This is a genomic window from Enterobacter sp. WI-ESBL-E8 (genome assembly GCF_053364895.1).
Map to the genome: position 1 here is coordinate 4,178,852 of NZ_JBRWXJ010000001.1, position 25,312 is coordinate 4,204,163.

Genomic DNA, 25,312 nt, shown 5'->3' on the forward strand with positions numbered 1-25,312 from the left:
ATATGCTGAACACACGTCTTTCCGTGAGCCTGATCGTCATCGGCTGGCTCTGCCTCAGCGCGAGCGCCTGCGCGCAGGCAATCTCGTTCATTGCCCCCAAAGCGCGGCCGCAGCTGGAGGCGACCAAACCCTGGCCGACGAACCAGTTTCTGGTCCTGGCCTACCACGACGTAGAAGATGATGCCGCCGATCAGCGCTACCTCTCCGTTCGCACCAGCGCGTTAAACGAGCAGATTAGCTGGCTTGTGCACAACGGCTATCACGCGGTCAGCGTGCAGGACATTCTGGATGCGCATGACGGGAAAAAAACGCTGCCGCCAAAGGCCGTTTTGCTCAGCTTTGACGACGGCTACAGCAGCTTTTACACCCGCGTCTGGCCGCTGCTTCAGGCATGGAACGTGCCTGCGCTGTGGGCGCCGGTGGGCAGCTGGGTGGATACGCCGGCAAACCAAAAGGTTAACTTCGGCGGCCTGATGACGCCCCGCGATCGCTTCGCGACGTGGGACATGGTGCGCGATCTCAGCCGGTCCCCGCTGATTGAGATCGGCTCGCATACCTGGGCCTCGCATTACGGCATTCCGGCCAACCCGCAGGGCAGCCGCGAACCGGCGATTGCCAATCGCGCTTATGATAAAGCAACGGGACGCTATGAAACGGACCCGCAGTTTAACCAGCGGATCGGCGATGACGTTCGCAAAGTGACCGAAAAAATCACGCAGGTGACCGGCAAGGCGCCGCGCGCCTGGGTCTGGCCGTATGGCGCCGCCAACGGCACGTCGCTCGCGATTGCCAAAAAGCAGGGCTATCAGTTGGCCTTTACCCTTGAGGACGGGCTGGGTGACGTGCGCAATCTCGGCAGCATTCCCCGTCTGCTGATCGCCGGTAATCCCTCGCTCAAAACCTTTGCCAGCACGGTCAGCCAGGTTCAGGAGTCTGAGCCGGTGCGCGTGATGCACGTCGATCTCGACTACGTTTACGATCCCGATCCGGCCCAGCAGACCAAAAACATCAACAGGCTGATCCAGCGGGTCTACGACATGAAAATCAGCCACGTATTCCTGCAGGCGTTTGCCGATCCGCAGGGCGACGGCAGGATCAAGGCGCTCTATTTCCCCAATCGCCGCCTTCCGGTCCGGGCCGATCTCTTTAATTTTGTCTCCTGGCAGCTGCAAACCCGCGCGGGGGTAAAAGTCTTCGCGTGGATGCCGGTGCTCTCATTCGATCTCGATCCTTCCCTGCCGCGCGTGCAGCGCCGGGATCGTCAGACCGGCCGGTTAAGCGACGCCACCGAGCCCTATATCCGGCTCACCCCGTGGAACCCGCAGGTGCGCCAGCAGGTGACGGAAATCTATGAGGATCTGGCCCGCTATGCCAGCTTCAACGGGATCCTGTTCCATGACGACGCGGTGCTGACGGACGTGGACGATGCATCTCAGAACACCGCGCGGCAGAAAAGCCAGCTGCTTATCGGGTTTACCCACGCCCTGAGCCTGGCGGTGAAGCACATCCGCGGCCCGCAGATTAAAACCGCGCGCAATATGTTCGCCTTACCCATTCTGCAGCCCGAAAGCGAGGCGTGGTTTGCGCAGAATCTTGATGACTTTCTGGCGGAGTATGACTGGACGGTGCCGATGGCCATGCCGCTGATGGAATCCGTCCCGGTCGACGAGAGCAATGCCTGGCTGACGCGCCTGGTTAACGCCGTCGCCGCACGGCCCGGCGCGCTCGATAAAACCATTTTCGAGCTGCAGGCCAGGGACTGGGACCAGAAACCGCAGCGCGCCGTTTCCGATAGCCAGCTTGCAGAGTGGATGCGCGTGCTCCAGCTGAACGGCGTCAAAAATTACGGTTACTACCCCGACGACTTCCTCAACAACCAACCTGATATTTCACGTATCAGGCCTGAATTTTCTTCGTACTGGTACCCTGACAATGACTGATCGCATTATCGCATTCTCTATTTTATGTCTGGTATTCGGGTTGCCGTTAGGCGTGGCCGCCCTCTTTACCGGTGAGCTGATTCTGGATTTTGTGTTCTTCTGGCCGCTGTTCATGTCCGTGCTCTGGATAACCGGTGGGCTCTACTTCTGGTTTCAGCTTGAACGGCACTGGTCGTGGGATAGCGACACGCCCGCCCCGACGCTCGCCGGCGAGCCGCTCATCTCCATCCTTATTCCCTGCTTTAATGAGGAAAGGAACGCCAGAGAGACCATCAGCGCCGCGCTGGATCAGCGGTATGAAAATATAGAGGTAATCGCCATCAACGACGGCTCTTCTGACAACACCGCGCAGGTGCTGCAGGCGCTGGCGCTGGAACAGCCGCGCCTGCGGGTGATTAACCTCGCGGAAAACCAGGGAAAAGCGCTGGCGCTCAAAGCCGGGGCAGCGGCGGCCCGGGGCGATCTGCTGGTCTGCATTGACGGCGACGCGCTGCTCGATCGCGATACCGCCGCTTATCTGGTGGCTCCGCTGATTCAGTATCCCCACGTCGGGGCGGTGACCGGCAATCCGCGCATTCGCACGCGATCCACGCTGCTTGGCCGCATTCAGGTGGGCGAGTTCTCTTCAATCATCGGGCTCATCAAGCGGACGCAGCGGATCTATGGCCGGGTCTTTACCGTCTCCGGCGTTATCGCCGCCTTTCGCCGACAGGCGCTGGCGGACGTCGGGTACTGGAGCCCGGACATGATCACCGAGGACATCGACATCAGCTGGAAGCTCCAGCTGCGCCACTGGGATATCTTTTTCGAGCCGCGGGCGCTGTGCTGGATTTTAATGCCGGAGACGCTCAAGGGCCTGTGGAAACAGCGCCTGCGCTGGGCCCAGGGGGGCGCAGAGGTGTTTCTGGTCAACCTGCGCAAGATTGTGCGCTGGGAGCATCACCGCATGTGGCCGCTGTTTCTGGAGTACGCGCTGTCAACGCTGTGGGCCTTCGCCTACGCGATGACGGTGCTGCTGTTCATCATCAGCCATGTCGCGCCCCTTCCCGCGAACCTGATCGTTGAGAGCCTCTTTCCCCCGGCATTTACCGGGCTGCTGCTGGGCGTGATGTGCCTGCTGCAGTTCCTGGCCAGCCTGTACATCGAGCGGCGCTATGAGCGGAACGTGGCCAGCTCGCTTTTCTGGGTGATCTGGTTCCCGATGGTGTACTGGATGATTGGTCTGTTCACCACCCTCGTCGCATTTCCAAAAGTCATGCTTAAACGCCAGCGTGCCCGCGCGCGCTGGATCAGTCCGGACCGGGGAAAAGGAAGCCTGCAATGAATGAAAATACCTTAATTTTGACCGAGCATCGGCTCATGCCGCGTCTTTTCGATGCCGCGTTAACGCTGGTGGCGTGGGGAGGCTTTCTGTTTTTCCTGTATGCCAGGCTCTGGATGCAGCTAACCGAGGAGAGCGACTACCGCTGGGGCGTGATTATTGCGTCCTTTAATACGGTGTTGATCTACCTGCTGTTCGCCGCGCTCAACGGCTGGCTGCTGATTTTGTGGTACCAGTACAACCGCCGCCGCGCCCACGTGAGGCGGCGCCAGCCGGGCTATTTCCACCAGGAGGAGCTGGCCCGCAGCTTTAATGTCTCACCGCAGATCATCTCCGAGATGAGCCAGTACAACCTGCTGACGGTGTATCACGATCAGATTGGCCGCATCATCGATCTGAAGATCAGCGAGCAGCTGGAAGAGGAAGAACAGTAACAAAAAGCCCCCGCAGGATACCCTGCGGGGGCTTTGTTAGAGCGGGTGTGCGTTACTTATCCTTCACCACAATCAGCGGCTCAATATCGCTCTCTTTCTTCACCACCAGCGAGTCATCGCCGCGCAGGCAGGTACCGCCATAGTTCCCGCCCACGGTAAAGGTGCAAACCTGAATATGCTTGCCGTCGACCTTTGGCAGACACCACAGCTGCTGGTAGATGTTTTTACGATCAACAAACTTGCCGCTGGATTTATCCAGCAGCTCGTCCTCGGCGCTAATCAGATCGATGTTGCTGCCGCAGCGCCCGGCGATGGGCTTAACGGCATAGCCGGTCTGCTTCAGCAGGTCGTTCACCTCAAAATCGGTGTCGAGCAGGTAGCGGTGATTCGGGAACAGCTGCCACAGGACCGGAAGAATCGCCTTGTTGCCGGGAATCACGGTCCACAGCGGTTCAAACACCAGCACCTCCGGACGCAGCAGAACGTCAATCAGGCGCACCTCGCCCTCGGGGTGCCCGGTGCGGATCGGCACGGCGGCGTATTCGGTTTCGCTGACCTCGCGGATCTGCTCAATCGCCGTCTCCCACGCCCAGGTTTTCCACACGCAGTTGACGTGGCGACCTTCGTCGTCAATCAGCTGCCCGGCGGCGTCCCAGCTGAGCGCCTCCAGCCCGTGCAGGATTTTGGTTTCAAACCCGGCCTGCATCAGCGAACGCTGGATAAAGAGCGCGTGATAGTCCTCTTCGACATCGTTGTCCTGCATGATGTGAACGAACGGCCGCGCGTGGCTGTGCTTCCATGCGCCGGTCAGCTCTTCCAGAAGGCCTTCCGCCGGGTTATGCCCGTTGCCGCGATAGCCGTTTTTGACCCACTCTTCGAGAATCAGCCCGCCCTCGGTATGGCAGGAAGCGGAGTCCGCGTTGTACTCGTAAACCTTAATCCCGCGCTCATCCATGCAGAAATCCATACGACCGGTGATCATATGGTGGCGACGCCACTGCCAGGAGAGGCGCAGGCGCGGCCAGAGGATTTTCGGGATGTCGAAAAGCGCCAGCAGATTGTCGTCTTTCAGCACCTTATCCGTGGCGTGCAGGTACATCAGATGCAGCTCGTTGGTGGCCTTGATCAGCTCCTGCTCGGCGCTTTCGGTAATGGTGAAGTACTGGCAGGGATCTTTGTTGATCACATGGCCGTTGGCGCGGATATATGCCTGCTGCAGCGCGTCATTTTCGTTAAGCCATTTTCCGTCGAACTGACGTTTGTTTTTCAGCCGCGCGCCGCTGATTTTCAGCAGTTCGCCGTCGATTTCCGGCTGGGGAATGCTGTGTTCCGTGTCGTCGGTCTGGATCATCCAGCCGAGTATCTCCGTGTCGTTGAAGGTGTCATGGATGGTATAACACCCGTTCTCCACGCTCAGACGCAGCTCGCGCGTCCACTGCTGCCCGAGCGGCAGCGGGGCGTGAATCACGTTCTGCTCCGCAATACGCACCTTATCGTCGAGAAGCTGGGTGATCACCGCCACGTGGCCGGTCTCGTGAAACTCGCCGCCCTTTTGCCAGATCAGCAGCGCCCCGGCGCGCGGGGCGCGTTTCGAACCGTTGGCAAAAGCCTGAAGGGGCAGAATGTTATCGTTCACCACCTGGCGCAAAAAGCGCAGGGAGAAGATTTCCCACGCCATGCCGACGTCGGTAAACACGAAGCCATAGTTGAGGAACAGGAAACGGCGGGCAAACTCAACGCACTGCCATTTGTGGCCCATGTATTCGTTGCCGATATAGCTGCGGAAGTCCGCGTCTTCCGGGTAGTTGCGCGGGTCCAGACTGCCGTAATTTGAAGAGTAAATCGCCACGCCACCGGGTGCATAGCCTAACAATGTCCCGAATGGCGCATCACTGCTTAACTTTCCTTTACGCATGTATCCAACCTAAAACAGGCAGGCGGCAATTTTTTGAGGGGTTGTCGTCGTCTGCACGTTGTAATTAACCTGACAGAGGTGGATTTATCATACACCTGCGTGGCAAATTATTCGTCGCAACAATGACTAAAAAATTCACAACATCTGGAGTCAACATGAGCGAACAGGCGCAAGCGCTGGAATGGGGCCACGGCCCGCGAACCTTTGAAGTGTTCCTGGAACCAACCTGCCCCTTCTCGGTGAAGGCATTCAATAAGCTGAATGCGTTTCTGGAACAGGTTGGGGAAGACAAGGTCACGGTCAAAATCCGTTTACAGTCCCAGCCGTGGCACCTGTTTTCCGGGGTGATTGTGCGCTGCATTCTGGCAGCATCCACGCTGCCGGACGGCAAAGCCGCCGCACGTAAAGTGATGCAAGCGGTGGCCGACCATCGCGAAGAATTTGAATTTACCGACCACTGCATCGGCCCGAATATGCAGGCCACGCCTGACGAAATTATCGCCCGGATCGAGGGCTACAGTGGGGTGCAGGTTGCAGGCGCGTTTGCCCGGCCGGAACTGCAAAATGAGATCAAATGGCACTGCAAATACGCCCGCCAGAACGGCATTCACGTCTCGCCGACGTTTATGGTTAACGGTCTTGTGCAGGCGGATTTAGGCAGCGGCGATGACGTAGAGGTTTGGGCGAAGCGGGTGTTGGGATAGCGTTGTGCCGCCGTTCATGCCGGGTGGCGGCTTCGCCTTACCCGGCCTACGAAACACAACCCCCTGTAGGTCGGGTAAGCGAAGCGCCACCCGACACGTTTAAGGTTCAAATCTTAAACAACCAGCACGCCGCGAAATGCCCTGGCGCAATCTCCTGCATCGCGGGCTCCTGCGTCTGGCAAACCGGCATGGCGTGCGGGCAGCGGCTGCAGAACTTACAGCCCGGCAGCGGGGACGTGGGGCCTGGAATATCGCCGCGCAGGGTGACGTCTTCGAGATTGCGGATGCGTGGATCGGGCTGGGGAACCGCCGCCAGTAGCGCGCGGGTGTAAGGGTGTGCCGGACGCTGATACAGTTCATTCGCCGGGGCAACCTCTACCAGCTTACCGAGATACATCACCCCAATGCGGCTGGAGATATGGCGCACCATGGAGAGATCGTGGGCGATAAACAGATAGGTTAGCCCCAGCTCCTGCTGCAGATCCTGCAAAATATTCACCACCTGCGCCTGCACCGAGACGTCCAGCGCCGAGAGCGGCTCATCGCACAGCACAAATTCAGGATGCACGGACAACGCGCGGGCAATACTGATGCGCTGACGCTGCCCGCCGCTGAACTCATGCGGGAACCGTTCAAGGTGTTCGTGCTTCAGCCCCACTTTGTAGAGCAGCGTTTCCGTACGTTCTCGCTGTTCTTCGCGGCTGTAGCCGTGGATCTGCATCGGTTCGGCCACCAGCTGTCGCACCGTCATACCGGGGTTGAGCGAGGAGTAAGGATCCTGAAAGATCGCCTGCATCCGCTTACGCAGCGGCTTGAGCTCTCTTTCGCGGGCGTGGGCGATCGCCTGCCCGGCAAAGTGGATCTCGCCCGAGGTGATATCGAAAAGGCGCAGTATGGCGCGCCCGAGGGTGGATTTTCCGCAGCCGGACTCCCCCACCAGGCCAAACGTCTCGCCGGGCTGGATATCAAAGCTCACGCCATCAACAGCCTTCACGGCCACGCCTTTACGCAGCAAACCGCCGTTGAGCGGATAGTGCTTGCGTAGATCGCGCACGCTCACTAATGGCGCCTGTTGTTCACTCATGCCTGAATCTCCTTATCGGCCCATAGCCAGCAGGCGGCGCGATGGCCCTCGCCGGCGGCGTAAAAGGCGGGCTGCCGCTCGCACTGCGGCATGCGCTTCGGGCAGCGTTCCGCGAACGGGCAGCCCGGCGGCGGGTTAAGCAGGCCAGGCGGTGAACCTTCAATCGGCGATAGACGTTGGTTCACCTCATCCGGTCGCGGCAGCGAGGCCAGCAGCCCCTGGGTGTAGGGATGCGCGGGGCGATAAAAAATGTCCTCCACGCTGCCCTCCTCCATCACCAGCCCGCCGTACATCACCACCACGCGGCTGCAGACCTGCGCCACGACGCCGAGATCGTGGGTGATCAGCAAAATCGCGGTCCGGGTCTGCTGCTGCAGGCTTTTCAGCAGGCGCAGGATCTGCGCCTGAATGGTCACGTCCAGCGCGGTGGTCGGTTCGTCGGCAATAAGAAGCTTCGGGTTGCAGGAGAGCGCAATGGCGATCATCACCCGCTGGCGCATCCCGCCGCTGAACTCGTGCGGATACTGGTCGTACCGGCGTTCCGCTTCGGCAATACCCACCTGTTCCAGCATGGCGATCGCCGCCGCCCTGGCCTCTTTTTTGCTGAGCCCTTTGTTGCGCATCAGGATCTCAGCCATCTGTTTACCGATGGTCAGCACCGGGTTCAGGGCGGTCATCGGATCCTGGAAAATCATCGCAATCTCGTTGCCGCGAATGGCGCGCATCTGCGCGGGAGTTTTCTGCGCCAGGTCCTCGTTCTGGAAGCGGATGCTGCCCCCGGCGATGCGTCCGTTGTTCCCCAGAAGCTGAATGATCGACTTGCAGGTGACGCTTTTCCCGCAGCCCGACTCGCCGACGATGCCGACAACCTCCCCCGGCTGAACCTGAAAGCTCACGCCGCGCACCGCGTGAACCTCACCCTCGCGGGTGCGGAACGTGGTCTGCAGGTTCTCAAGCGCTAATAAGTTACTCATCGCGATTCGCTCCCGGTTCAAAGGCGGTACGGAACACATCGCCCAGCACGTTAAAGCTGAACACCGTCAGCAGGATCAGAATGCCGGGGAACATCGCCAGCCACGACGCTTCGCCAATATAAGACTGGGCGTTGTTAAGCATGCTTCCCCACGACGCCGCGGGCGCCTGCACCCCCAGCCCTAAGAAGCTGAGCGTTGATTCCATCAGGATGGCCGAGGCGATGTTGAGCGTGGCCGCCACGATAATGGTCGGCAGCACGCCGGGAATAATGTGGCGCACGATAATGCGCAGCGGATGCTCTCCCGACGCGCGGGCATAAAGCACATACTCGCGCTCTTTCACCGACAGCGTTTCGGCACGCACCAGCCGCGACATGTTCATCCACGTCAGCAGGCTGATAATCAGGATGATGTTATCCACGCCCGGCTTGAGGTAAGCATTCACCACCAGCAGCAGGAAGAAGGCCGGAATGGCCATCAGGATATCCACGGCGCGCATCATCAGGTTATCCAGCCAGCCGCCAAAATAGCCGCTCACCGTTCCCACCACCGTGCCGATAAGCGTGGAAAAGAGCATGGCGAGAAAACCGACCATCAGGGAGATCTGGCCGCCATACAGCGCGCGGGTGAAGTAGTCGCGCCCGTATTCATCGGTGCCGAACCAGTGCGCGGCATCCGGCGGTAGCGTGCGCGCGCCGAGCGCCATCCGATCCGGATCGTACGGACTCAAGCCCGCACAGAGCGCGGCGACAACGAAAATAAAAAGCACAAACAGAGAGAACTGCGCCGGACGGTTGCGGCGCAGCTGGTGACGAACCTGCTGCCAGCGTCTGCTCATCCGGGTTACCTCAGCGTACGAATGCGGGGATCGGCGAAGCGGTAAAGCACATCGGCGATCAGGTTACCGACGATCAGCATCATCGACGAAAGCATAATGATCGCCATGATCAGCGGGTAGTCCAATGAGGCGATCGACTGGATCCCGAGCAGCCCCATCCCCGGCCAGGAGAAGACGCTTTCGGTCACATAAGCCCCCACAATCAGCTCGCCGAACGACAGGCCGAACAGGGTAATCACCGGCAGCAGCACGTTTTTCAGCACGTGGCGGAACAGAATACTGGAACGCGTTGCGCCGTAAGCAAGCTGGGTCTGCACGTAGTCGGCGGAGAGCTGCGAAATGGTGTTAGAGCGAATGTAGCGCACGTAGCTTGAGAGGTTGTAGAACGTGAGCGCAATGCACGGCAGCACGCCGTGGCGCAGCACGTCCAGCCCGTTATCCTCTACGCCGATAGTGCGCATCCCCATGCTGGGAAACCAGTTAAGCTGCACGGCAAAGACGGTAATGAGCAAGATCCCGAACCAGAAAATCGGCACCGAGATGCCGATATAGGCGAACAGGTTCAGCAGGTGATCCAGCCAGCGGTGCTTAAATGCCCCCGCCAGCAGGCCCAGCGGAATAGCCAGCACGATCGCCATCAGCAGCGACGCCCCCATCAGCCCCAGCGTGGCCGGAATGCGTTCGCCGATCATCTCCAGCACCGGGCGGTGGTAAATCAGCGAATAGCCGAGATCGCCCTGCAGGACGTTTTTCAGCCACAGAACGTACTGCGTGACCAGCGGCTTATCCAGCCCCAGGCTCTGGCGAATACGTTCGATATCTTCCGGGGCCATACGCGGCGTGATGTACGCCGCTACCGGATCGCCGGGCGCGAGCTTGACCAGCAAAAACGCCACCAGCGAAATAAAGAAAAGCATCGGCAGCAATTGCAGCAGCCGACGCGTGAGGAGTGTGTTCACGACGTGCCCTTACCAAAGCCCCGACCTGAAGGCCGGGGCAATCGCTTATTTCTGATAGATTTTTGACAGATCCTGGAACAGATAAACCGGTTTCGGCTCTGCTTCCTGGGTGCCGCCGAAACGCTTGTCCACCGCGACGGTCGCATTGGTATAGGCGATCGGGTAGTACGTCATGTCGTTTGCCACGGTCTGCTGAATTTGCTTATAGATATCGGCACGTTTCGCGGCGTCGGTTTCCACGGCGCCTTTATCCCACAGGGCATCGAACTGCGGATTTTTGTAGTGCGCGTAGTTATAGGCCTCGTTGCTCATGAACAGCGATTTATAGCCGTCCGGCTCTGAGCCCATGATGTAGCCGCCCAGGTTCAGCTCCCATGCGGTGTTGTTCATGTCGAGGCTGCGCTGAGACATGGCGTTGGAGTCCAGCGGCATCAGCTCCACGTTCACCCCAATGCCCTTCAGCGCCTGCTGAATGTAGAGCGCCATGCTCTCCTGGGTTTTGTTGGTGTTCACATACGCCAGGCGCAGCTTGAGGTTATCCGGCGCGCCGGACGCCTTCAGCAGATCTTTGGCTTTTTGCAGATCGAATTTGTACTGCTCGACGTCATCCGTCTTGTAAAGCGTATCTGGCGTCAGGAAAGACGTTGCCGGTTTGGCGTAGTCGAGCGAGGTAAACGCAGTCTGGGTCAGCTCGTCCTTGTTGATGGCGTACGCAATGGCCTGACGCAGTTCTTTGCTCTTCATCACCGGCACGTTCTGGTTGAACGTCATATAGGCCAGACGACCTTCCGGATAGACCACGAAGTCGAACTTACCGGTATTTTTCAGGCGGTTCACATCCTGCGGGTCAACCATCTTGAGGTTGATTTCACCGTTTTGCAGCGCCAGGTTGGCGGCGTTACTGTCTTTGGCGAAACGGTAGGTAACCGAATCAAGCTTCGCTTTGCCGTTCCAGTAATCGTCAAAACGGGTCAGGGCGTAATACTGCCCGGCACGGTACTCTTTAAATTTGAACGGTCCGGAGCCTACCGGCGCATCGTTTTTGGTGCTCTTTTCCAGATCGCCTTCACCGGCAAACACGTGCTGCGGGATCGGGTAGATCTGCACCAGGGTTCCGGTAAAGGCGGCGCTAACCTGCGGTAATGTGAATTTAACGGTGCGGTCGTCAACCTTGCTCACCTGTACCGGCTTATCGCCGTAGGTGAACATGCTGCGGAAGAAGCTGTGCTGTTTGGCATCCAGCAGCTTGTTGAACGTAAAGACCACGTCGTCCGCCGTCAGCGGCTGTCCGTCCTGCCATTTCAGGTTGGGTTTTAACGTCAGGGTGTAGCTCAGGTTGTCGGCAGACGGCGTCAGGCTTTCCGCCAGGCCCCACTCGATGTTGCCGTTATTAAAGCTGTACAGCGGGGCATAGAGCGCCTGCATGATGGTTAACGTTGTGCGGTCGCTGGCGTAGAGCGGATTAACGGCTAACGGGTCGCCGGAGGTAATCCCGATAATCAGTGACCCACCCTCTTTCGGCGCGTCGCTTTTTGCCGCCGGGGGCGTATTTGTCTCTTTATTTTTCGCATCATCACAGCCCGCCAGGCCTAACGCGAGCGAAACGACCACTGCCGATAACAGAAGCTTGCGCATCTCACTAACTCCTTGCCTTATAAAGTGTTTATTACTGCATCTTTTATTTATGTTGAAGCATCATATGCAGCTTTATTCATTTACGCATTAATTATGAAAATGCGATTTTCGATTAAGCTTATGCCGGATTTGATATATATAAGCGCCAGAAGGAATAGCGGTTAATTGCTTGCGCTCACAACGTTAAACGGTTCACAAATCTCCTGCTACACTGCCTCAACACATCACTAAAAAGGCAGGCCAACATGTCAGACAACACGTATCAGCCACCAAAAGTATGGGAATGGAATAAAAACGGCGGCGGCGCGTTCGCCAACATCAACCGTCCGATTTCCGGCGCAACGCATGAGAAAGATCTTCCTGTCGGCTCTCACCCGCTGCAGCTCTACTCTCTGGGTACACCCAACGGCCAGAAAGTGACGATTATGCTCGAAGAGCTGCTGGCGCTGGGCGTGACGGGCGCGGAGTACGACGCGTGGTTGATCCGCATCGGCGAGGGCGACCAGTTCTCCAGCGGCTTTGTTGATGTGAACCCGAACTCGAAAATACCGGCACTTCGCGACTACTCCACGACCCCGCCAACGCGCGTATTTGAATCCGGCAATATCCTGCTCTATCTGGCAGAGAAGTTCGGTCACTTCCTGCCGAAAGATCCGGCAGGACGCACCGAGACGCTGAACTGGCTGTTCTGGCTCCAGGGCGCGGCGCCGTTCCTCGGCGGCGGCTTTGGTCACTTCTACAACTACGCGCCGGTGAAAATTGAGTACGCGATTGACCGCTTCACCATGGAAGCCAAGCGCCTGTTCGACGTGCTGGATAAACAGCTTGCGCGCGGTCGTTACGTCGCGGGTGAGGAGTACACCATCGCGGATATCGCCATCTGGCCATGGTTCGGCTGCGTGGCGCTGGGCAGCGTCTATAACGCCGCCGAGTTCCTCGACGCAGAGAAGTACACTCACGTGCAGCGCTGGGCGAAAGACGTGGCGAACCGCCATGCCGTCAAGCGCGGACGCATCGTTAACCGCACCAGCGGCGAGCTGAACGAGCAGCTCCACGAGCGCCACGCGGCGAGCGACTTTGAGACGAATACGGAAGATAAGCGTCAGGCGTGACGACTGGCCGGGCGGTTCGCCGCCCGGCAGATCCTTGCTCAGGGCATGATTAGCCTAAAGGTTGGGCCGGTGTTGCTGGCACTATCTGGCCGTTTCTCTCCTGTCAAACGCAGAGAGATGACGTCTCAACCGACAGCAGTCACAAAGGATCTGTTATGAAACTGATTAAAACTACGCTGGTTATCAGCGCCCTCATGTTTTCCACCTCGGGAATGGCCATCGACAAAACTGCCGCAGGCGCGGTTGCGGGCGCTGCCATTGGCGCGGCCACGGGCAAAGATCTGAAATCGACCGTTGGCGGCGCTGTCGTGGGCGCAGGTACCGGTGCCATGTTCAAAAATGGTGACAAGGGTAAAGCCGCGCGTAAGGGCGGCGCGGTAGGGGCCGCCGTGGGCGCGGGCGCTGCGGCGGTAACCGGGAAGAGCGTGCTGAAAAGTGCGGCCGTCGGCGCGGGTACAGGCGCACTGATTGGTGAAGCGACTCACTGACAGATATCGCCGGGCAGCGCTCTGCGAGCCCGGCCTCCTTATTCAGTAATACCCCCTGCCCCAGGTCTCTAATTTTTGCGATCCGCTTTCAGAAATCACATTTTCCCCTCTGTCACAACTCTGTGAACAATTGCCTGTCGTAGCCTGAAGATTACAATGCATTTGCTTATCGTAAACTACAGGCTACAATAATGGCTAAGGTTAAACACTACATCACAGCAGACGGGTATGACCCTTTTGATACATATCTGAGAAGTGTGAAAGATCCCATAGCAAAAGCCATGATTGCTACGCGTGTCGCCAGAATGTCAACGGATAACTATGGTGATTGCAAATCATGCAGAGAGAGCGTTTCAGAACTCAGAATTAACCAGGGGCCGGGTTACCGTGTCTATTTTAGCGAAGTCTCCGATCCGGCAGATGGCGCAGTGAGTCTGGTGCTATTGACTGGAACTAAAAAAAAGCAAAATGCAGATATTGAAAGGGCCGTTGAGTATCTCAACGACTACAAGCGCAGAATATAAGAGGAAATCAGAATGGCTAAATCAGTACTTCATGATGACGCAATGGTACAACTCCTGAAAGATTCTCCGGATTTCGCGCCCGTATATCTTCATCAGGCTTTCATTGAAATTGACGAGCCCGGAGGCTATGAGGCGTTCATGCTGGCTTTACGGCATGTTATTGAAGCCTCTGGCGGGATGACTGTCATCGCAAAACGTGCAGGTATTTCTCGCGAATCACTCTATAAATCACTTTCACCAAACGGTAACCCCTCATTTAAGCGTATCGCAGAAGTGGCATCTGCAACCGGATACCCGATCTCCCGAATTGCAACAGCAGGGTTAAACGCAACAGCGTGAGAGGTGCTTCAAAGTTGGCCCGGATGTGATACCCGGGCGAAGCATCAATGACGATCGTCATACTGATGTTCAATCACCATCCCTTCTGCCACGCTCGCCACATGGCGCGCACGCGGGTGATAAACCGGAGCGGGTGCAGGCGCAGGCGCAACGCTTACCGCCTCCGGAACTGAAGTGGACTGCGGAACAATAACGACCTTATACCCGGCCGGAACATCGACCGTAACGCTCTGAGCCATGGCTGTATTGACCATAGCAAAACCTGCCAGGGCAGCAAGTAAAATAATAGGTTTTTTCATAAATTGTATTATTTCCGGTATCTGGAAGAAAACTAATTATGTCGGGTGAGGCTTAAGAGAATATTAATTTTCAGGATTTGGAATATGCAGAAAATGCCAAATATGTTGTTACAAGAGGATAAATTAATACTTGAAAGAGATTGACTAACGCTATTGCAAAAGGCGGCAAGAGATATTCCCGCATGCCGCCTCATCTGCTGCATTAATACTTGATGTCCCGCGCTTTCTGTCTGCCAGCCTGCTTCATCTGCCGCTTGTCCTGACGGCAGTCGTGATTACTCTGGTTATTGCTCGCCACGCAGGTCTGCTTCACCTGGCGTGACGCATCGCGGGTTTCCTGCCTGACATCACGCGCCACGCGACGTTCCTGCGCCTGCTCGGTCGCGCTGGCAGAAATCGGGAACAGCACCATGAAAATGAACGAAAGGACAGAGATGGCAAATAACGATCTGTTCATAGCAACACCTCGTGGAAGGAGCCCAGAACGTCAGTGGGGTTAGCCAAAGAATAGCAGTTTCAGAGAGACCTGAATGTGAAAGGCGCTAATAAAGCAAGGCCGCACGGGGCGGCCTTGCAAAATAGCGTTATGCCGTAAGGCGGAATTTTTGCACCGAGCGCTGAAGATCTTCGGTCTGGCGCTCCAGCGCCGCCGCCGCGGCGGAAACTTCCTCCACCAGCGAGGCGTTTTGCTGGGTGACGCCGTCCATCTGGGTAATGGCGATACCGACCTGAGAAATCCCCTTACTTTGCTCCTCAGAAGCCGATGCGATTTGCTTCATAATGGTCGTCACTTCCGTGACATCCCGCAAAATGGCATCCATGGTTGTGCCGGTGTCGCTCACCAGCTGCGCCCCCTGCTCAACGCGGGAAACCGAATCGGTAATCAGCCCCTCAATCTCTTTGGCGGCGTTGGCGCTGCGGCTTGCCAGGTTACGAACTTCGCCAGCCACTACCGCGAAACCACGACCCTGTTCGCCCGCGCGCGCCGCTTCAACCGCCGCGTTAAGCGCCAGAATATTGGTCTGGAAGGCAATGCTGTTGATGACGTTAGTAATTTCAGCAATTTTCTTCGAGCTTTCAGAAATACCGCTCATGGTGCTCACGACCTCTTCCACCAGCGAGCCGCCGCGGCTTGCGGTGGTTGAGGCCACATCTGCCAGCTGGCTTGCCTGACGCGCACTTTCCGCGTTCAGCTTCACCGTGGCGGTCAGCTGTTCCATGCTGGCCGCCGTCTCTTCCAGCGCGGCCGCCTGCTCTTCGGTACGGGAAGAGAGATCGTTGTTACCGCTGGAGATCTCCGTCGCACCGCGCCAGATATTCTCGCTTCCGGAGCGAATCGTGCTGACCGCTTCGCGCAGGCTATCCTGCATGGCGCTCAGCAGAGGCACCAGCTGTCCCACACAGTTGCGTCCGAACGGCTCAATAGGCTGGCTGAGATCGCCCTGGGCAATCTGGCGGAACTGCTGACGGATGCGGTCCAGCGGTTTGACCAGCATCGCCACCAGGTAGCGGTCGGTGAAGAGCAGGATCAGCAGGCCGATAATCGTGGCGACGATAATCACCGTGCGGGTCATGCTGGTCAGGCCGTCCACCACCACGCGGGTGCTGTCGAGGGACTTCGCGGCAGCATTGTTGAACGCCTCAGCAGCCGCACCGAACGCGCGGCTCAGCGGCGGCGTAACGTTGTTGGCCTGCTGGCGGTAACCCTCCAGAGCCCCCTGCTTCGCCTGCTGCATTTGCGGCGTGACGCCCTGCTCAAGCAGCGCCTGCCAGGTGCCAATCACCCGGGAAGAGATCTGCTCATCCATCGGGCCTGGAGAGATCGCTTTCATCTCGGCCAGTTTCTTGCCCATGTTATCCAGCGCCTGCTGGGCAGAGGCCAGATCCGGCGTGCCGCCTGCGGCTTTGACTTCCATTGCGCGGCTCAGACGGGTCACAAAGCGGAAATACTGATCGTTGCCCTGGCTGAGTACCGTCATCTGTTTAACCAGCTGGCGGTCCACCTCATTGCCATCTGAAACGCGAGAAAGGGACCAGGTGCTGTACAAGCCAACGCCCGCCCACATTAAACAAAAGATCCCGAGAATCGTCAGCATGACGAAGCGGATCGTAAAATTACGGAGCATGTTCATAAGTCTTCCTTGCCGTGAGGGTGAATTCGCCCAGAGGCGAGTACTCCTCTCGTTATCGGCAGGAAACAGGGAAATTATAACGTTTTGTGATCATTTTTAATTAGCGTGGCTTCACTGGTCGCACAGCCACCGTTAACCATTATCTTCGCACTGAGTGTTGTGATAAGTTCAGAATGAAAACGACGTTTCAAAAAATTATCGATAAGAAAAGGAGACATCATGTCCTGGTACCCTGACGCTACCCGCTATGAACATATGCAGTACCGCTACTGTGGAAACAGCGGCCTGCGCCTTCCTGCGCTGTCGCTGGGTCTGTGGCACAGCTTCGGCCACGTACAGCCTCTTGATGCCCAGCGCGCGCTGCTGCGCAAAGCCTTCGACCTCGGCATTACCCATTTCGATCTCGCCAATAACTACGGCCCGCCGGCGGGCAGCGCGGAAGAGAATTTCGGCCGCCTGCTGCGCGAGGATTTTGCCGCGTATCGCGACGAGCTGATCATCTCCACCAAGGCGGGATACGATATGTGGCCGGGACCGTACGGTTCGGGCGGTTCGCGTAAGTATCTGCTCGCCAGCCTCGACCAGAGCCTGAAGCGTATGGGCGTCGAGTACGTGGATATTTTCTACTCCCACCGCGTGGATGAAAACACGCCGATGGAAGAGACTGCCGCTGCGCTGGCCCACGCCGTGCAGAGCGGGAAAGCGCTGTACGTTGGGATATCGTCCTATTCAACGGAGCGCACGCAGAAAATGGCCGACCTGCTTCGCGAGTGGAAAATCCCGCTGCTAATTCATCAGCCATCCTATAACTTGCTCAACCGCTGGGTGGATCACACCGGCCTGCTGGATACGCTTGAGAAAAACGGTACGGGCTGCATCGCGTTTACGCCCCTGGCGCAGGGGCTGCTGACCGGAAAATACCTGAACGGTATTCCTGAAGGTTCACGCATGCAGCGTGAAGGTAAGAAGGTACGCGGCCTGACGGAAAAAATGCTGACCGACGCCAACCTGAACAGCCTGCGTTTGCTGAATGAGATGGCTCATGCCCGCGGTCAGACGATGGCGCAGATGGCGCTAAGCTGGCTGCTCAAGGATGAACGTGTAACATCGGTGCTGATCGGCGCAAGCCGTCCGGAACAGCTGGAAGAGAATGTTCAGGCGCTGGAAAACCTGCGCTTTACGGAGGACGAACTCAAGCGGATTGACCAGCACGTTGCGGATGGGGAGTTGAATCTTTGGCAGGCGTCGTCGGATAAATAGCCCTCACCCCGGCCCTCTCCCGCAGGGAGAGGGAGAAAGGCCACACCGAGCGGTCCCCTCTCCCCTTTGGGAAGAGGGTTAGAGTGAGGGGTGAGGTGTACTTTATTTCTTACTGATCTTATCCAGATATCCCATCACAAACGCCGACAGCACAAACGTCAGATGGATGATGACGTACCACATCAGTTTGTTATCCGGCACGTTCTTCGCGTCCATGAATACGCGCAGCAGGTGGATAGAGGAGATCGCCACAATCGATGCGGCCACCTTGTTCTTCAGCGACGAGGCATCCATTTTGCCCAGCCAGCTGAGCTTTTCTTTACGCTCGTCGATATCGAGCTGGGAGACAAAATTCTCGTAGCCGGAGAACATCACCATCACCAGCAGTCCCCCCACCAGGGTCATATCCACCAGCGACAGCAGAACCAGAATTAAATCTGCTTCGGCAATGGAAAAAATGTTCGGCAGAACATGCCAGATTTCCTGAAAGAACTTAATCGTCAGCGCGACAAGTGCCAGCGAAAGGCCAAAATAGACGGGGGCCAGTATCCAGCGGGAGGCGTACATGGCATTTTCAAAAAAGCGTTCCATAAAGTCCTGTTTGCAAAAGAAACCAGCGCCCAGTATATCTCAACGGCGCTGACTGTTTGCAATAGCTAACCAGTACGTTACTCAGACGTTGTCTGGGTTAACCTCCGGACGGGCATACTCCGGCCAGACCAATACCACCAGTTCCGGGTAGGCTTCCAGGCTGAACTCACGAAAACACTGACGCAAATTTAATACGTCCAGGTCGGAATAAGATACCTTCTCGCCGTTAAGGCAGCGCTTTTTGATATTGTCATAATATTTATACACGGCTGAATTCAGGTCGCTACAACGACGCTGCGCCTCAAACAGTCCAGGCGTGTCATTAATTTCCGACATTTTCATACGTTTAATTGTCGCATGTAAAAAGTCGATATATTCGTGGTTCACCCGCCAGTACCAAACAGGCGTAACGGAGTTCATCAATACAGAGAAATGGTCTTCACCTTCCTCTTTTGTCATGAGCTCCGGTTGTGGGGGTTCACTGGTGTCTTTCGACACTTTCGTTTTATTGAACTCCTGCATCAATAAAAGAACACCAGCGGTCAGTAATAGTAATGTGATGACCGTAAAAAAGATGCTGTTCATGGGTAGGCTCCATTTTTTTTGATTTTAAATTTGCCTCATGATATTGTCAACGAATCTCACGCCTTTACCAACCCCACCCTGTTGAAATTAAAGGAAATTAAAAATGCTGCCCGACTATCTCGTCCCGGCTAAGTATCATATTACGCCTGTGGAACAGCAACCGACGGAAGCAGAAAAAGAGGTCAGTTTCACTCAGGGGAAAAGAAAGCTCTCTGATTTCGAGCCTGATATATTAATTGGTGTTTCCCGCACCGGCAAATCCCGTAATATGTTGCTGGAAGAGCACGATCGTCATATAAAGGACCGCTTATTTCGCGCCATAAAAATTGAAGCCTTTGTCCACCTGCTGAACGACCTGCAGGCCGAAGGTGAAATAGATGCCCAGAAACTAAGTCAAATAATGGCCGAGAAAACCAAAGAAATTAATGAAGCGGGCAATGAAATTTGGCTTAACTTAATTACGCGAGAAAAAAACAACCCAATTTTTTATAGCCTGGGGGAAGATTAACGTGACAGAAGTTAAAAATAACGACGTTTATTTGACTTTAGATGATAAAAAAAGTGATGAATTTATCTTAAAGCAAAATCTCGACGCGCTGCGAAAAACAAAAAATGCCGAGATGACGCGAATTACACAAGACCTGGTATCGATCCCGGCGACGCTGGTCCATCTGAAATGGCAGAATCGCCGCGAGATTTATCCTCTGCAGGTAAAAGAAGAAATTTACGGTGCCGTGATGAACGCCATCATTGAACAGCGTCCCGAGCTGAAAGAGAAGCTTCTTGGACGCCTCGAGGCCAATTACCAGTATCTGCTTGCCCGTGAAATTGCCACCCTGCGCCTGACGCGCAAACTGTCAGACGGTGAGTACCGTACCTCAAACGTCACCTGCGTTGCGCTGGATGAGGACGCGCTGGCGTCTGACACCAGCCCCCCTTCTGAAAAGCAAAGCTAGTTAAATCTGAAGACGGCAATCGCCTCTTTTAACTGACCCGTCTGCTGTCGCTGCGCGTCGGCTACCTGCAATGTTTGCGCAACGTGTCGCACATTCTCCTGCACGCTGGCATCGATGCTGGCAATACTGTCGTTCATCTGCGCAATGCTTGCCCGCTGCTGCTCGCTCATCTGAGACAGCTCTTCAAGCAGAGAGCGGAGCCCTTCGATACTCTCAATGATCGACTTCATTGTCATACCGGCATGCTCAACCTGCTCGACGCCCTGCTGCGTGGTCGCCTGCGATGCGGTCAGAAGCTGGCGGATCTCTTTTGCAGCCCCCTCGCTGCGCTGGGCCAATACGCGCACTTCCGAGGCAACCACCGCAAAGCCTTTGCCATGTTCGCCCGCTCTTGCAGCCTCGACCGAGGCGTTGAGCGACAGGATATTTGTCTGAAATGCAATCCCGTCGATCAGCTCCAGAATGGCGTAAATACGCTGCGACTCCTCGCGAATGTGTTCCATCGCCGCAATCGCCTGCCGTACGTTATGGCCCCCCTGTTCCGCCACGTTACTGGTGCTAAACGCCACCTCCCTGACCTGGCTGGCTTTTTCACTGGTCAGGGTTGCGACTGCCCTTAACTGTTCCATCGCACTGGCCGCCGTTGCCAGCGAGCTTGCCTGATGATCGGTTCGTTCCGACAGCGCGCTGTTGCGCTGTCCTAACGCGCGGGATGCCTCCAGCAGTTGCCCGATATTGACGCTGACCTGCTCAAGCGTGGCACGCATAGTGCCAAGCGTCAGGCTAAAGGTGCGGGCAAAAGGGGACTCTGCCGGCACCGCATCAATGGCAAGCGTGAGGTACCCTGGCTCGCTGTTGATCACGCCCGCGAGCCTTGCCACCTCGCTCGCTGAACGGGCGTCCTGCTCCATTCGTATCGCCAGCAGGACCAGGATCGCGGTCTGGACCACCACAAAAAGACCATGAAAAACCACCATATGAAAGCCGGTGTGCATGAACACCACGACACCGTAAAGGTCGTTTTCCTGTAGGTAGTTAAATACCAGATGATGTAACGCGATGACCGCAGCCCCCATCACCAGGGGCCGCCAGTCTCGCCAGGCAAGCAGCGCGGAAAGCAGGACGAAAACAGAAAAATGGTATTCGGTTTCCCCCTCGCCCAGATGAATGAGCAACGCGGAAAATGCCATTAGCACAAACGCAGAGCTCAGTCGGAGCAGCAGCGTGCCGGGAAGCAACAGCGTTAGCAGTGTCGATAAACCGGCCAGCGAGGTGCCAACAACCGCACCCTGCACAATATTCTCGTTTATATAACCTACGCCTAGCGAGATGCCCCACATCGACCAGATAAGCCCCAGTATTAGCCTGTCGGCGCGTCGTCGAATTGCAGAAAGCGAGAACTGGTCGTTTTGAGGCGCGTGCGGATACAGCCATGTCATCGTAGCCATAGGGAGTCTCTTGCTGTGCAGATGAAAAGATCCTTCGAAGAAGGTCTGTTTTTATTATCTTTTTTAAGCGTAGTGGGGATATTCCGCGACGCCATTTCAACAAAAGATATATTTTAAAAGCGCAGCAGAATATTGATATTTACTTAACTATCAATAGATTATTAACTATGGCTTTATTGATTAATAAATATGAAGTATGGGGACAAACAGCAGAAAATAATAACGATTTCGCGTAGAAGAAAACAAAAAAGGCGGCTTTCACCAGCCGCCTGTCTTGCCGGGTGGCGCTGCGCTTACCCGGCCTACATTCCGCTACGATAGCATATCATTTCGCGGCCGCTTTCTCTTCGCCGACCAGCCCAATCTTCAGGTACCCCGCCTGATGCAGCGTGTCCATTACCTTCATCATGGTTTCGTAATCAACGGTTTTATCCGCACGGAAGAAGACCGTGGTGTCTTTCTTACCGCCCGTAAGCTGCTCCAGCGCCGGGATGACGGAGTCCGCCGTCACCGGATCGTTGCCGAGGAACATGGATTTATCCGCCTTCACTGACAGGTAGACAGGCTTCTCCGGGCGCGGCTGTGGCTGGCTGGATGAGGCAGGCAGGTTTACCTTCACGTCGACCGTCGCCAGCGGCGCAGCCACCATGAAGATAATCAGCAGAACCAGCATGACGTCGATAAACGGCGTCACGTTGATTTCATGCATTTCGCCGTTATCGTCCAGATTTTCGTTTAGACGCATCGCCATCGTATCAACCTGCGCGCAGTTTAGACGCCGCATGCACCGGCTTAACCGAGCTGGCATTCAGGTCGAGATCGCGGCTTTGCAGCAGCAGAACCTGCGCGGCAACATCGCCGAGTGTGGCTTTGTAGCTGCCAATCATGCGTGCGAAGATGTTGTAGATAACCACCGCCGGGATAGCGGCGACCAGACCGATTGCCGTCGCCAGCAGCGCTTCTGCGATGCCCGGTGCCACAACCGCCAGGTTGGTGGTTTGGGTCTGCGCGATACCGATAAAGCTGTTCATGATGCCCCATACGGTACCGAAAAGACCGATAAACGGTGAGATTGCACCAATGGTCGCCAGATAACCATTGCCACGCCCCATGTGTCGGCCAACGGCCGCAACGCGACGCTCCAGGCGGAAGCCGGTACGTTCTTTGATGCCTTCGTTATCTTCACTGCCTGCGGAGAGTTCCAGTTCGTTCTGTGCTTCATTCACTAACAGGGTGGTCAGGCTTTTCGCATGGAAGGATGAGGTCATATCCGAGGCCTGATCCAGAGAGCGGGCTTCAGCCAGCTGCAATTGTTCCCGCTTGAGGCGACGCTTCTGCGAAAGCAGCTCGGCGCTCTTGCTGAAGAAAATAGCCCAGGTGACAACGGACGCCAGAATCAGGCCGATCATCACAATCTTAACCACGATGTCAGCATGCTGATACATGCCCCAAACGGAGAGATCCGTCTGCATCAAATTATTACCCACTCTGTATCTCCAGGACGCAAATCACAAAATCTGACCGTAATAATATCAAAACGTCGTCGAATTGATAGTCGTTCTCATTAGTATTTACATGGTGCCGCAATTTTCGTTCACTTTCCTTGCGCTTACGCAGTAAAAATTTCTTATGCGTTTTTTTGCTGAAATTTTCTGCTTATTCGATAAGCCTGCGGGTGCAGTTTTTTCCAATCGTGGTAGTCTGGACGTCCAGACGTATAAAAACAGGGTTAGCGAACATGACAAAGAAGCATCTTGATACCACGCTGGTACAGGCTGGACGCAGCAAAAAATACACTCAGGGATCGGTCAACAGCGTGATTCAGCGCGCCTCCTCGCTGGTGTTTGACACCGTTGAGGAGAAAAAAATCGCCACGCGCAATCGCGCTAAAGGCGGGCTGTTTTATGGCCGTCGCGGCACGCTAACCCATTTTTCCCTGCAGGAAGCCATGTGCGAGCTGGAGGGCGGCGCAGGCTGCGCGCTGTTCCCGTGCGGGGCGGCTGCGGTGGCCAACACTATTCTGGCGTTTGTGGAACAGGGCGACCATATCCTGATGACCAACACCGCCTATGAACCCAGCCAGGACTTCTGTACCAAAATCCTCAGCAAGCTCGGCGTCACGACCGGCTGGTTCGACCCGCTGATTGGCGAAGGCATTGCCGAACTTATTCAGCCAAACACGCGCATTGTGTTCCTGGAATCTCCGGGTTCGCTCACCATGGAAGTCCACGACGTGCCGGCTATCGTGAAGGCCGTGCGCAGCAAAGCGCCAGAGGCAATCGTCATGATCGACAACACCTGGGCGGCAGGCGTGCTGTTTAAAGCGCTGGAGTTCGACATCGATATCTCCATCCAGGCGGCGACGAAATACCTGATTGGCCACTCTGACGGCATGATTGGAACCGCGGTCTCCAACGCGCGCTGCTGGGACCAGCTGCGTGAAAATGCCTACCTGATGGGCCAGATGGTGGATGCAGACACGGCGTACATGACCAGCCGCGGACTCCGCACGCTGGGGGTTCGCCTGCGTCAGCACCATGAAAGCAGCCTGAAGGTGGCCGAATGGCTGGCGCAGCACCCGCTGGTGGAGCGCGTTAATCATCCCGCGCTGCCCGGCAGTAAAGGTCATGAATTCTGGCAGCGTGACTTTACAGGCAGCAGCGGTCTGTTCTCGTTCGTGCTGAAAAAACGGCTGAATAACGACGAGCTGGCAAGCTATCTGGATAATTTTACCCTCTTCAGCATGGCCTACTCCTGGGGCGGTTTTGAATCCCTGATCCTGCCTAACCAGCCGGAGCAGGTCGCGGCCCTGCGCCCCGGGGGCGAAGTGGACTTCAGCGGCACCCTGATCCGGCTGCATATTGGTTTAGAAAATGTGGACGATTTAATTGCGGATTTAGCAGCAGGGTTTGAGCGTATCGTGTAGAGTGCTGGCTGAAAATGTACTCCCTGGACGCATTTGTGGACACTGCAAGCAGAAAAGTCTGCATGAGTTGCGCCCGGGATCAAACCCGACGGGCGAATAAGGGAGTACAATAGTTCTATATCTGCTGTTCCACAGGAAAGTCCATGGCTGTAATTCAAGATATTATCGCGGCGCTCTGGCAACACGACTTTGCCGCGCTGGCGGATCCTCACGTCGTCGGTATCGTCTATTTCGTGATGTTCGCAACCCTGTTTCTGGAAAACGGATTACTGCCAGCCTCGTTTTTACCCGGTGACAGCCTGCTTTTACTTGCCGGGGCGTTAATCGGCAAAGGCGTCATGGACTTTACGCCAACAATGGTTATCCTCACCTCCGCCGCCAGCCTGGGTTGCTGGCTGAGCTATCTGCAGGGCCGCTGGCTGGGGAATACGCGCATCGTAAAAGGCTGGCTGGCGCAGCTACCGCATAAATATCATCAGCGTGCGACCTGCATGTTCGATCGCCACGGTCTGCTGGCGCTGCTGGCGGGGCGTTTCCTGGCGTTTGTTCGCACCCTTCTGCCCACCATGGCGGGCATTTCCGGCCTGTCGAACCGTCGCTTCCAGTTCTTCAACTGGCTGAGCGCTCTGCTGTGGGTTGGCGTGGTCACCACGCTCGGCTACGCGCTGAATATGATCCCCTTTGTGAAACACCATGAAGATCAGGTGATGACCTTCCTGATGGTGCTGCCGATGTTCCTGCTGGTCGCGGGACTGGTGGGGACTATTGCGGTAGTGATTAAGAAGAAATATTGCAGCGCGTGACCCCCCTCACCCTGACCCTCTCCCCATAGGGGAGAGGGGAAAAAA

27 protein-coding genes are annotated in these 25,312 nt (G+C 56.4%); 13 read left to right on the forward strand and 14 right to left on the reverse strand.

From position 1 onward, the window contains the following. Positions 1 to 2: 2 nt before the first annotated feature. Genes pgaB through pgaD form a run of 3 tightly spaced genes read left to right on the forward strand, consistent with a single transcriptional unit; the run spans position 3 to position 3,695 of the window. Positions 3 to 1,940 (forward strand): poly-beta-1,6-N-acetyl-D-glucosamine N-deacetylase PgaB, encoded by a 1,938-nt coding sequence (gene pgaB / locus ACWHWP_RS19775; protein WP_063431632.1) that lies wholly within the window; start codon positions 3 to 5, stop codon positions 1,938 to 1,940. Continuing rightward, complete coding sequence (pgaC, locus tag ACWHWP_RS19780; RefSeq protein ID WP_447856184.1) at positions 1,933 to 3,264, forward strand: poly-beta-1,6-N-acetyl-D-glucosamine synthase; 1,332 nt, start codon at positions 1,933 to 1,935, stop codon at positions 3,262 to 3,264. Before pgaB ends, pgaC begins: the two co-directional genes overlap by 8 nt. Next, a complete protein-coding gene (gene pgaD / locus ACWHWP_RS19785) occupies positions 3,261 to 3,695 on the forward strand; it encodes a poly-beta-1,6-N-acetyl-D-glucosamine biosynthesis protein PgaD (protein WP_447856185.1) in 435 nt (144 codons plus the stop codon). Before pgaC ends, pgaD begins: the two co-directional genes overlap by 4 nt. Positions 3,696 to 3,747: 52 nt before the next feature. Here the strand turns inward: pgaD and gss are convergent, their stop codons facing one another. Next, on the reverse strand, positions 3,748 to 5,610 hold the full coding sequence (gene gss, locus ACWHWP_RS19790) for a bifunctional glutathionylspermidine amidase/synthase (protein ID WP_447856186.1): 1,863 nt from the start codon (positions 5,608 to 5,610) through the stop codon (positions 3,748 to 3,750). Between the two features lie 155 nt (positions 5,611 to 5,765). Between gss and ACWHWP_RS19795 the strand changes: the two genes are divergently transcribed. Continuing rightward, complete coding sequence (locus ACWHWP_RS19795; protein ID WP_447856187.1) at positions 5,766 to 6,314, forward strand: DsbA family protein; 549 nt, start codon at positions 5,766 to 5,768, stop codon at positions 6,312 to 6,314. A 106-nt stretch (positions 6,315 to 6,420) separates the two neighbouring features. Here ACWHWP_RS19795 and ACWHWP_RS19800 read toward each other — a convergent pair whose 3' ends face one another. From ACWHWP_RS19800 to ACWHWP_RS19820, 5 genes are read right to left on the reverse strand one after another with little or no spacing between them, the layout of a single operon-like run. Next, positions 6,421 to 7,398 carry an ABC transporter ATP-binding protein gene (locus tag ACWHWP_RS19800; RefSeq protein WP_447856188.1) on the reverse strand — a complete coding sequence of 326 codons (978 nt, stop codon included), beginning with the start codon at positions 7,396 to 7,398 and terminating at the stop codon, positions 6,421 to 6,423. Continuing rightward, positions 7,395 to 8,372: an ABC transporter ATP-binding protein gene (locus tag ACWHWP_RS19805; protein WP_063430983.1), complete on the reverse strand. Its 978-nt coding sequence runs from the start codon at positions 8,370 to 8,372 to the stop codon at positions 7,395 to 7,397. Before ACWHWP_RS19805 ends, ACWHWP_RS19800 begins: the two co-directional genes overlap by 4 nt. Next, positions 8,365 to 9,210 carry an ABC transporter permease gene (locus ACWHWP_RS19810; protein ID WP_023294546.1) on the reverse strand — a complete coding sequence of 282 codons (846 nt, stop codon included), beginning with the start codon at positions 9,208 to 9,210 and terminating at the stop codon, positions 8,365 to 8,367. The genes ACWHWP_RS19805 and ACWHWP_RS19810 overlap by 8 nt, the downstream gene beginning before the upstream one ends. Positions 9,211 to 9,215: 5 nt before the next feature. Next, positions 9,216 to 10,169: an ABC transporter permease gene (locus tag ACWHWP_RS19815; protein WP_080471866.1), complete on the reverse strand. Its 954-nt coding sequence runs from the start codon at positions 10,167 to 10,169 to the stop codon at positions 9,216 to 9,218. A gap of 45 nt (positions 10,170 to 10,214) precedes the next feature. Beyond that, positions 10,215 to 11,804, reverse strand: a complete 1,590-nt coding sequence (locus ACWHWP_RS19820; protein WP_063430985.1) for an ABC transporter substrate-binding protein — start codon at positions 11,802 to 11,804, stop codon at positions 10,215 to 10,217. A 245-nt stretch (positions 11,805 to 12,049) separates the two neighbouring features. On the opposite strand from ACWHWP_RS19820, the gene yghU reads away from it, so the two are divergent. The 4 genes from yghU (at position 12,050) to ACWHWP_RS19840 (ending at position 14,267) form a co-directional block, all read left to right on the forward strand. After that, positions 12,050 to 12,916 carry a glutathione-dependent disulfide-bond oxidoreductase gene (yghU, locus tag ACWHWP_RS19825; RefSeq protein WP_059312546.1) on the forward strand — a complete coding sequence of 289 codons (867 nt, stop codon included), beginning with the start codon at positions 12,050 to 12,052 and terminating at the stop codon, positions 12,914 to 12,916. A gap of 155 nt (positions 12,917 to 13,071) precedes the next feature. Next, positions 13,072 to 13,404, forward strand: a complete 333-nt coding sequence (locus tag ACWHWP_RS19830) for a glycine zipper domain-containing protein (RefSeq protein ID WP_447856189.1) — start codon at positions 13,072 to 13,074, stop codon at positions 13,402 to 13,404. A gap of 191 nt (positions 13,405 to 13,595) precedes the next feature. Further along, the gene (locus tag ACWHWP_RS19835; protein WP_447856190.1) at positions 13,596 to 13,928 is read left to right on the forward strand and encodes a type II toxin-antitoxin system RelE/ParE family toxin; all 333 of its coding nucleotides are present in this window, start codon (positions 13,596 to 13,598) and stop codon (positions 13,926 to 13,928) included. Between the two features lie 12 nt (positions 13,929 to 13,940). Further along, a complete protein-coding gene (locus tag ACWHWP_RS19840) occupies positions 13,941 to 14,267 on the forward strand; it encodes a helix-turn-helix domain-containing transcriptional regulator (protein ID WP_063957065.1) in 327 nt (108 codons plus the stop codon). A 44-nt stretch (positions 14,268 to 14,311) separates the two neighbouring features. Here the strand turns inward: ACWHWP_RS19840 and ACWHWP_RS19845 are convergent, their stop codons facing one another. From ACWHWP_RS19845 to ACWHWP_RS19855, 3 genes are all read right to left on the reverse strand, one after another. Beyond that, a complete protein-coding gene (locus ACWHWP_RS19845; RefSeq protein ID WP_063957069.1) occupies positions 14,312 to 14,566 on the reverse strand; it encodes a hypothetical protein in 255 nt (84 codons plus the stop codon). A 202-nt stretch (positions 14,567 to 14,768) separates the two neighbouring features. After that, on the reverse strand, positions 14,769 to 15,023 hold the full coding sequence (locus ACWHWP_RS19850; RefSeq protein ID WP_063957071.1) for a hypothetical protein: 255 nt from the start codon (positions 15,021 to 15,023) through the stop codon (positions 14,769 to 14,771). 127 nt (positions 15,024 to 15,150) lie between these two features. Continuing rightward, positions 15,151 to 16,698 carry a methyl-accepting chemotaxis protein gene (locus ACWHWP_RS19855; RefSeq protein ID WP_063430991.1) on the reverse strand — a complete coding sequence of 516 codons (1,548 nt, stop codon included), beginning with the start codon at positions 16,696 to 16,698 and terminating at the stop codon, positions 15,151 to 15,153. Between the two features lie 219 nt (positions 16,699 to 16,917). Between ACWHWP_RS19855 and ACWHWP_RS19860 the strand changes: the two genes are divergently transcribed. After that, a complete protein-coding gene (locus ACWHWP_RS19860; protein ID WP_063430993.1) occupies positions 16,918 to 17,958 on the forward strand; it encodes an aldo/keto reductase in 1,041 nt (346 codons plus the stop codon). Positions 17,959 to 18,060: 102 nt separating this feature from the next. Here the strand turns inward: ACWHWP_RS19860 and ACWHWP_RS19865 are convergent, their stop codons facing one another. Together ACWHWP_RS19865 and ACWHWP_RS19870 are read right to left on the reverse strand one after the other, a co-directional pair. Further along, on the reverse strand, positions 18,061 to 18,549 hold the full coding sequence (locus ACWHWP_RS19865) for a TIGR00645 family protein (protein ID WP_047347852.1): 489 nt from the start codon (positions 18,547 to 18,549) through the stop codon (positions 18,061 to 18,063). Between the two features lie 81 nt (positions 18,550 to 18,630). Next, a complete protein-coding gene (locus ACWHWP_RS19870) occupies positions 18,631 to 19,134 on the reverse strand; it encodes an ESA_00282 family adhesion-associated protein (protein ID WP_008499806.1) in 504 nt (167 codons plus the stop codon). A 103-nt stretch (positions 19,135 to 19,237) separates the two neighbouring features. Between ACWHWP_RS19870 and ACWHWP_RS19875 the strand changes: the two genes are divergently transcribed. Both ACWHWP_RS19875 and ACWHWP_RS19880 read left to right on the forward strand, forming a co-directional pair. Then, positions 19,238 to 19,642 carry a hypothetical protein gene (locus tag ACWHWP_RS19875; protein WP_047347851.1) on the forward strand — a complete coding sequence of 135 codons (405 nt, stop codon included), beginning with the start codon at positions 19,238 to 19,240 and terminating at the stop codon, positions 19,640 to 19,642. A gap of 1 nt (position 19,643) precedes the next feature. Continuing rightward, positions 19,644 to 20,090, forward strand: a complete 447-nt coding sequence (locus ACWHWP_RS19880) for a cytoplasmic protein (protein ID WP_447856191.1) — start codon at positions 19,644 to 19,646, stop codon at positions 20,088 to 20,090. Here ACWHWP_RS19880 and ACWHWP_RS19885 read toward each other — a convergent pair. The 3 genes from ACWHWP_RS19885 to exbB all read right to left on the reverse strand — a co-directional run bounded on the left by ACWHWP_RS19885 (position 20,087) and on the right by exbB (position 23,025). After that, positions 20,087 to 21,538, reverse strand: a complete 1,452-nt coding sequence (locus tag ACWHWP_RS19885) for a methyl-accepting chemotaxis protein (protein ID WP_447856192.1) — start codon at positions 21,536 to 21,538, stop codon at positions 20,087 to 20,089. The genes ACWHWP_RS19880 and ACWHWP_RS19885 overlap by 4 nt on opposite strands. Positions 21,539 to 21,863: 325 nt before the next feature. Continuing rightward, a complete protein-coding gene (gene exbD / locus ACWHWP_RS19890) occupies positions 21,864 to 22,289 on the reverse strand; it encodes a TonB system transport protein ExbD (RefSeq protein WP_047347848.1) in 426 nt (141 codons plus the stop codon). Positions 22,290 to 22,293: 4 nt separating this feature from the next. Beyond that, positions 22,294 to 23,025, reverse strand: a complete 732-nt coding sequence (gene exbB / locus ACWHWP_RS19895; protein ID WP_047347847.1) for a tol-pal system-associated acyl-CoA thioesterase — start codon at positions 23,023 to 23,025, stop codon at positions 22,294 to 22,296. A gap of 251 nt (positions 23,026 to 23,276) precedes the next feature. On the opposite strand from exbB, the gene metC reads away from it, so the two are divergent. Both metC and yghB read left to right on the forward strand, forming a co-directional pair. Beyond that, positions 23,277 to 24,464: a cystathionine beta-lyase gene (gene metC, locus ACWHWP_RS19900; protein ID WP_039262935.1), complete on the forward strand. Its 1,188-nt coding sequence runs from the start codon at positions 23,277 to 23,279 to the stop codon at positions 24,462 to 24,464. A 143-nt stretch (positions 24,465 to 24,607) separates the two neighbouring features. Further along, the gene (gene yghB, locus ACWHWP_RS19905) at positions 24,608 to 25,267 is read left to right on the forward strand and encodes a DedA family general envelope maintenance protein YghB (protein WP_059312553.1); all 660 of its coding nucleotides are present in this window, start codon (positions 24,608 to 24,610) and stop codon (positions 25,265 to 25,267) included. Positions 25,268 to 25,312: the final 45 nt, after the last annotated feature.